Origin of the sequence: Lacticaseibacillus pantheris DSM 15945 = JCM 12539 = NBRC 106106, from assembly GCF_001591865.1 — a bacterium.
GTDB lineage: Bacteria > Bacillota > Bacilli > Lactobacillales > Lactobacillaceae > Lacticaseibacillus > Lacticaseibacillus pantheris.
Genome location: NZ_BCVS01000134.1, coordinates 1 through 5486, shown reverse-complemented (window position 1 = coordinate 5486; position 5486 = coordinate 1). Strand labels below are relative to the sequence as shown.

General features: G+C 51.5%; 5 protein-coding genes. All 5 read left to right on the top strand.

All coding sequences use genetic code 11. The features are described 5' to 3' along the window. Positions 1-107: 107 nt before the first annotated feature. The 5 genes from LPA02S_RS10550 to LPA02S_RS10530 all read left to right on the top strand — a co-directional run bounded on the left by LPA02S_RS10550 (position 108) and on the right by LPA02S_RS10530 (position 5035). Positions 108-557, top strand: a complete 450-nt coding sequence (locus LPA02S_RS10550; protein WP_054650196.1) for a YwiB family protein — start codon at positions 108-110, stop codon at positions 555-557. A 107-nt stretch (positions 558-664) separates the two neighbouring features. After that, positions 665-1246, top strand: a complete 582-nt coding sequence (rpoE, locus tag LPA02S_RS10545) for a DNA-directed RNA polymerase subunit delta (RefSeq protein ID WP_054650198.1) — start codon at positions 665-667, stop codon at positions 1244-1246. 301 nt (positions 1247-1547) lie between these two features. Beyond that, positions 1548-3143, top strand: a complete 1596-nt coding sequence (pyrG, locus tag LPA02S_RS10540; RefSeq protein WP_056956813.1) for a CTP synthase — start codon at positions 1548-1550, stop codon at positions 3141-3143. 254 nt (positions 3144-3397) lie between these two features. Beyond that, positions 3398-4666 carry a UDP-N-acetylglucosamine 1-carboxyvinyltransferase gene (gene murA / locus LPA02S_RS10535; RefSeq protein WP_056956812.1) on the top strand — a complete coding sequence of 423 codons (1269 nt, stop codon included), beginning with the start codon at positions 3398-3400 and terminating at the stop codon, positions 4664-4666. 117 nt (positions 4667-4783) lie between these two features. Further along, positions 4784-5035, top strand: coding sequence for a type B 50S ribosomal protein L31 (locus tag LPA02S_RS10530; RefSeq protein WP_054650200.1), 252 nt, complete (start codon positions 4784-4786; stop codon positions 5033-5035). Positions 5036-5486: the final 451 nt, after the last annotated feature.

Here is a 5486-nt window from a genome sequence, read left to right as displayed (position 1 = left end):
ACAAAGCCGCAACCCCACCACCACTTTGTCGGCACACACCAACCGACCCGGTGGTAGCCGTCACCACGTGTTTGGCATATAATACAGAGCAGAGAGGATGACGAGTTATGGACATGACACGTGGCGTTCCAGTGCAGATTCACCTAGAAACCTGGGTCAACCAGGACGGTAACAACGAACATCATGAATTCAACGAGCCCGGGCAGTTAGTCCAAATGGGCGATACTTTGTACGTACGGTACCGTGAGCAAACTGATGGGGACGCGACTGTGCCCGTGACGTTCAAAATCGCGGGTACGGACTCCGTCATGTTGACGCGGGGGACCGCAGAGACGGACACCCAGCTACAACTGCAATTTGAGGCCGAAAAGGCGGTTGTGGCGCGCTACACCACTCCGTACGGCGTCATACCGGTACAAACGGTCACGCCGCGGATGGACGTCGTCTTTACCGATGACCCGCTGAACGGTGAAGTGTACATTGAGTACCGGCTCGATGCCAACCAGCAACACCTAGGCGATTACCGGCTACACTTGAATTTTACGGCGGCGGAGTAATTTGTCGCGGCTTATCGTGATAAATATGCTATGCTAGTATTGATATGTGGAGGGTTCGCTGGTATCATTGAACCTATCTGCGAAATCGGGAAAGGGGCGCGACTAACTTGAAACTGGAAGTATTCCAAGACGCCGACAAAAGCGAGCTGTCCTTAATTGAGGTTGCACGTGCAATCTTGAAGGAAAAGGGCGATCCAATTGCGTTTGCTGATTTGGTCAACGAAATTCAGACCTACTTGGGCCGGAGTGACGAAGAAATTCGTGAACGCTTGCCACAGTTTTATACTGATGTGAACGAAGATGGTGAGTTTATCTCGCTGGGTGAGAACGTCTGGGGGCTGCGCTCCTGGTACCCATATGAATCCGTCGACGAAGAGGTTAACCACCCTGAAGACGAAGAGGGCGCACCACAGCGCAAGAAGCGTAAGAAGGTTAACGCCTTCCTGGCTGACGCCGCTGATGATGATGACGTGATCGACTACAACGCTGATGATCCAGAGGACGACGATTTGGATGAGTCCGATGATGATTACGATGACGACGAAGCTGGGTATGCGGACGACGATGACGCTGCGGTCGATGACGACACGGACGAAACCGACGACGCACCAGACAAGTTGCCAGACGGAATTGAGGGTCAGCTCGCCGAATTCAGCGATGATGACGACGATGCCGATTACGACGACTAAGCAATAGACAATCAGGGGGGACTGCTGCGGCGGCCCCCCTTTGTGATGCTGGTCGTTTTTGCACGCCAATAGTGCGCTTGATTTTTTTTAATTATGGCACGGTGGTGCGGCCCTTGACTTTGAGGGGGCATCCCGGTAATATACTCATTGGGCACTCTGCGGAACCTATTGCAGAGTCAATCGGTTACAAGCTCCCTATTCCATTGTGGATGGGGAGCTTGTTTTTTGTTTTTGTTTTTCCCCGTGGTAAAGTCGTTGTTGATTGTTGTGTACGCACACAGTCTAGGATAGGAGAGTTGATATGACCAAGTATATTTTTGTCACTGGTGGCGTTGTTAGTTCCCTCGGCAAGGGGATTGTTGCCGCATCACTTGGCCGCCTGTTGAAGAGTCGCGGTCTCAAAGTTACCATTCAGAAGTTTGACCCGTATTTGAACGTCGATCCCGGTACGATGAACCCGTACCAACACGGTGAAGTGTTCGTAACCGATGACGGTGCCGAAACAGACCTGGATTTGGGTCACTACGAACGGTTTATCGATATCAACTTGAACAAGTACAGTAACTTCACGGCTGGTAAAATCTATTCCGAAGTATTGCAGCGTGAGCGCCACGGCGAATACTTGGGTGGGACCGTGCAGGTTATCCCGCACGTGACCAACATGATTAAGGAAAAAATTATGCGCGCGGCGAAGCATTCCGATTCCGACGTCATTATCACTGAAATTGGCGGTACGGTGGGCGATATCGAAAGCGAACCGTTTCTCGAAGCCATTCGGCAGATGAAGGCGGATGTCGGTGCCGAAAACACGTTCTACATTCATGCATCCCTGGTGCCATACCTGCGCGCTGCGGGTGAGCTGAAGACCAAGCCAACGCAACACACGGTGAAGGAACTGCGGAGCATCGGTATCCAGCCAAACATGCTGGTTCTACGGACCGAAAAGCCAGTTACCGACGAAATGAAGCAGAAGATTGCCATGTTCACCGACGTGCCAACGGAGGCCGTTATTGAGTCACGCGACGTGCCAACCATCTACTCGATTGTCCGGAAGCTCAACGAGCAGGGCATGGATCAGTACATCGTGGACCACTTGGGGCTTGAAACCAAGCCGGCTGACATCAGCGACTTTGTGGAACTGGAAAACCGTGTTCAGCACCTCGAGGGTAGCGTCAAGATTGCTTTGGTGGGTAAGTACGTTTCCCTCAAAGATGCGTACATTTCCGTTGCTGAAGCCCTGCGAGCTGCAGGCTACAGCTTCAACACGAAGATTGAACTGAACTCGCTGCAGGCCGAAGACGTCAACGATGGTAACGTGGACGAATTGTTGGGCGATGCGGACGGTATCTTGGTTCCCGGCGGCTTTGGTGACCGTGGCCTCGAAGGTAAAATTGCGGCCATTCGCTACGCACGTGAACACGATGTCCCATTCTTGGGCATTTGTTTAGGTATGCAGATGGCGTCCATTGAGTTTGCGCGGAACGTGGTGGGCATCAAGGACGCGATGAGCACCGAAACGTCTGATCACGGCACGCCAATTATCGACATTTTGCCTGACCAGGAGAACGTCGAGAACATGGGTGGTACGCTGCGCCTGGGTCTGTATCCATGTGACCTCAAAGTTGGTTCGGTGGCCGCAGCGGCATACGGTAACGTTCAGGAAGTGCAGAAACGCCACCGTCACCGTTACGAATTTAACACTAAGTACCGTGCACAACTGGAAGATAAGGGCTTGGTGTTCTCTGGTACCAGCCCAGACAACCGCTTAATGGAAGTCATTGAGCTGCCAACTAACAAGTTCTTTGTTGCTAGTCAGTACCACCCAGAGTTCCAGTCGCGCCCGACGAAGCCTGAACCGTTGTTCAAGGCGTTCATCAAGGCAGCGGGTAACTTCTAAATAATGTTAAATAATTAAATTGAAGTTTTGTTTAAGAGGGGCGGCGCTTGCTTTTAGCGCCGCCCTTCTATAAACTGGAATAATGAGTGAAGTCGGTAACTACGTATTAAAGAACGGCCGCCAGCAAACGCTTGCAGGCCGCCCAGGATGGCGGAGCGTCACCCTGCTCAATGGTTACCGCGGCCCCAAAAGGGTTCACGAACAGAATATACAACTAACCGTTACGAAATGATTTTCAACGAGGAACTTTTTTGATGGAAAAAATGCTGATTCATGGGGGGAAAAGGCTGTCTGGCGAGGTCACGATTGGTGGTGCCAAGAACAGCACGGTCGCGCTGATTCCTGCTGCCATTTTGTCTCGGGCACCCGTAATGCTTACCGGAGTGCCGCACATTCAGGACGTTTACAACTTGATGAGCATCTTGGCGGAGATGAACGTCACGTCTGACTTTAGCGGCAACGAGTTACGGATTGACCCAACGGATATCGTGATGGCGGACCTACCCAGTGGAAAAATTAAGAGTTTACGGGCGTCCTACTACTTTATGGGCGCGCTTTTGGGGCGCTTTGGGCATGCCGTGGTGGGGCTACCCGGTGGGGACGATATTGGGCCCCGGCCCATTGACCAACACATCAAGGGCTTTGAGGCCCTCGGTGCCAAAGTATCGGACCATAATGGTGCGATTGTGTTGAATGCACCCGAAGAGGGGTTGCACGGCGCACACATTTTCCTCGACATGGTTTCAGTTGGGGCGACCATCAACATTATCCTGGCGGCGGTCACTGCGCACGGTCAGACCGTGATTGAGAACGTTGCCAGGGAGCCAGAGATTATCGATCTGGCTACATACTTGAACAACATGGGTGCCACCATTCGCGGTGCCGGAACTGATGTTATCCGCATTGAGGGTGCCAGCAAGTTAGCGGCGAACAACGCGCACACCATCATTCCTGACCGGATTGAAGCCGGCACGTACCTCTCGATTGCCGCTGCTCAGGGCGACGGTATCTTGGTCAAGAATATCATTGCGGAGCATTTAGATTCCTTTTTGGCCAAGCTGGAAGAGATGGGCGTGGTTATGGACGTGGGGGAAGACTCCATTTTCGTTTACCCATCTGGTGAACTCCACGGGGTGACCATTAAAACGGCCCCGTATCCCGGCTTTGCCACTGATTTACAACAGCCGTTGACGCCACTCCTGATGAAGGCGGACGGGGAAGCGCTCGTCATTGATACTATCTATCCGAAGCGCACGCGCCACGTTCCTGAGCTGCTCAAAATGGGTGCGGACATTCGGGTGGAGGATGATCACATTAAGATTAACCATTCAGAGCAATTGACGGGTGCTACCGTGGCTGCGGAAGAGATTCGGGCCGGCGCTTGCTTAATGCTAGCTGGTTTGATGGCTAATGGAGAGACGACCATTACCAAAGTCGACAACATTTTGCGTGGGTACGACCGGGTGGTTATGAAGCTCCAGGGATTGGGTGCCGATGTCCAGTTGGTGGATAGTGCGAGTTAGGCATCAGCAACTGACAGCCCCACTTTGCTAAAAGTGGCAATTCGTGTTAACATGTTACAGTTATCATAATAAGAATCTCTGGGTCAGGCTATGGCTCAGGGCGAAGGAGAAATGATCATGAAGCAAGGAATTCACCCAGATTACCACCAGGTAGTATTCATGGACTCGACGACTGGTTTCAAGTTTATCGCCGGCTCCACTAAGACTAGTAACGAAACTGTGACCATGGACGACGGTCAGGAATACCCATTGGTTCGTGTTGAAACGACCTCTGATTCCCACCCGTTCTACACTGGCAAGCAGAAGTTTGCTAAGGCCGATGGTCGTGTTGAACGATTCAACAAGAAGTACGGTCTCAACAACAAGTAATTCAACTAGGAGGTCCAACCACTATTGGCTGGGCTTTTTGTTTGGTCGTTACTATTGTGGGGGAGCATAATCAAACGGTCGGTTCTGACTGTGCGTAAAGCTGAAACAATGGGTATTGCAAATCACCATTCATTAAAGTTATCGTATAATAATCAAAGGCTAATTGATGACCAAAAAATAAAAATTATCCTCTGATAAATTGGTGGGTGGCAGGCGCATAATTTGGTATTATAAATGACGTAGAGAGGCGGAAGCCGAACTCAAACCTAAACTTACACTCCCCAAAAAAGTTCCCCCAAACTTTCCTCCGCTTGCGGAGGTTTTTTTGTAGAGAGCGTAGCAGGCCGTTTAGAGATGCTTATGCGGCGTCCTCTGGCCTGCGGAGCTCGTTTCAATAAGCACGGGTAACGGCGGAAGGGTGTAGCATTCCCAACCAATATGTTGAAGGCAC